The organism is Polaromonas sp. P1_E3 (assembly GCF_056405935.1).
The window spans coordinates 1-1,795 of the sequence record NZ_JBFUBD010000485.1 but is presented as its reverse complement, the minus strand read 5'-3'; the positions used below and the strand labels follow the sequence as shown (position 1 = coordinate 1,795).

Annotated in this window: 2 protein-coding genes; both read left to right on the top strand. The window is 61.8% G+C overall.

Features of this window, described 5'->3' with window-relative positions; genetic code table 11:
- The first annotated feature begins 67 nt into the window (after positions 1-67).
- The gene (gene rmuC / locus AC1D0Z_RS20825) at positions 68-1,423 is read left to right on the top strand and encodes a DNA recombination protein RmuC (RefSeq protein WP_477660066.1); all 1,356 of its coding nucleotides are present in this window, start codon (positions 68-70) and stop codon (positions 1,421-1,423) included.
- Between the two features lie 87 nt (positions 1,424-1,510).
- Positions 1,511-1,795 (top strand): MFS transporter (locus AC1D0Z_RS20820; protein WP_477660065.1); only part of this gene is annotated, 285 nt, incomplete at its 3' end.

The following is a 1,795-nucleotide window of genomic DNA, read 5'->3' as shown; positions in this document are numbered from 1 at the left end:
CCCTGCGGTATTGGCCGGTAAATAAACCGGATAAACAGGAAGAAGGCAGAAAGCGGACAATGAAAAAATGACAGAAACCTGGCTGATGATTGCTTTGCTGGTAGCCAACCTGTTGTTGTTGGTCTGGCTGCTGGTGCGCAAGCCGCCCGAGCCAGCGGACACCGGCCGCAACGAGCTGATGGCTGGCATGGTGGCAGGCCACGACAAGCTCGAACGTGAATTGCGGCGCGAAATTGGCGACAGCTCGCGCAGCAGCCGACAGGAACTGGCAACGACCTTCGCCACCTTCCAGCAAACGCTGGTGCAGCAAAGCGCTGAAGCGATCCGCACGCAGAACACCCAGATCGACGCGTTCGCGCAGCAACTTACGCTGCTGCAGAAAACCCTTTCGGACACGCTGAGCACGCAGCTGCAATCCGTCAGCGAATCCAACGCCAGGCGCATGGTCGAAGTGCGCGAGACGCTGGAAAAGCAGCTGGCGCAATTACAGCAAACCAATTCCGCCAAGCTTGACGAGATGCGCAAGACGGTCGACGAAAAACTGCAGACCACACTGGAAGCCCGCCTGGGCGAAAGTTTCAAGCAGGTAGCGGACCGGCTGGAGCAGGTGCACAAGGGCCTGGGCGAGATGCAGACGCTGGCGGTAGGCGTCGGCAGCCTGCAGCGGGTGCTGACCAATGTGAAGACGCGCGGCATGTTCGGCGAGGTGCAGCTTGAAGCGCTGCTTGAGCAGGTGCTGACGGTAGACCAGTACGCCAAGCAGGTCGAGACCAAGCCGCGCAGCGGCCAGCGTGTTGATTTTGCAATCCGCTTTCCGGGCCGCGGCGACGACGGCTCGCCGGTCTGGTTGCCGGTCGATGCCAAGTTTCCGCGTGACGACTACGAGCGCTTGCTCGATGCGCATGAGCGGGTTGACCCGATTGCCGTCGAGGTAGCCGGCAAGGCCCTTGAGGCGCGGATCCGCTCAGAAGCCAAATCCATCGCTGAGAACTACCTGGCGGCACCGCACACCACCGATTTCGCCATCCTCTTCCTGCCGGTTGAAAGCCTGTATGCCGAGGTGCTGCGCCGCCCCGGTCTGATGGACGCGATCCAGCGCCAGTACCGCGTGACGCTGGCCGGGCCGACCACACTGCTGGCGATGCTCAACAGCCTGCACATGGGCTTTCGCACCCTGGCACTGGAGCAGCAGGCCTCTGAAGTGTGGAAGGTGCTGGGCGCAGTCAAAACTGAATTCGAGCGTTATGGCGAATGGGTCGCACGCATCAAGGAACAGGTCGCCAAGGCGTCCGACACACTCGACAAGGCCGACACCCGGGCCAAGCAGATGCGGCTGGCGTTGCGCAAGGTCGAGGCCCTGCCTGAAATCGAGTCGCAATCATTGTTGCCGCCGGTAGCTGATACCGACTTGCTGGGCGAATGAGCGCAACGGTGCAGTGTTGCGATGCTATAAAATTGATAGCTGGTTGCGCACGCCATCATTGGGCTGCAGCAGGTTTTAACTTAAAAAATGACACCTGAACTCGCCCGCCTCATCATGGCGCAGATCTGCCTGCACGCCTGCATGGCCGGCACGCGCATGGCGGCACCCCTGCTGGCGCTGCGTGAGGGCTACAGCCCAGCGGCAGTCGGTGTTTTGCTGGCGCTGTTTGCCCTGACGCAAGTTTTCCTGGCGCTACCGGCCGGCCGTTTCGCCGACCGGCATGGCCTCAGGCGGCCGATGCGGTACAGCGTGTTCGCTGCGGTGCTGGGCGCCGGGGCAGCGGTGGCCTTTCCGATATTCCCGGTGCTTTGC

What these genes read in the sequence shown, in the direction of transcription:
- rmuC (WP_477660066.1), top strand. Translation starts at nt 68, where the DNA reads ATGACAGAAACCTGGCTGATGATTGCTTTGCTGGTAGCCAACCTGTTG.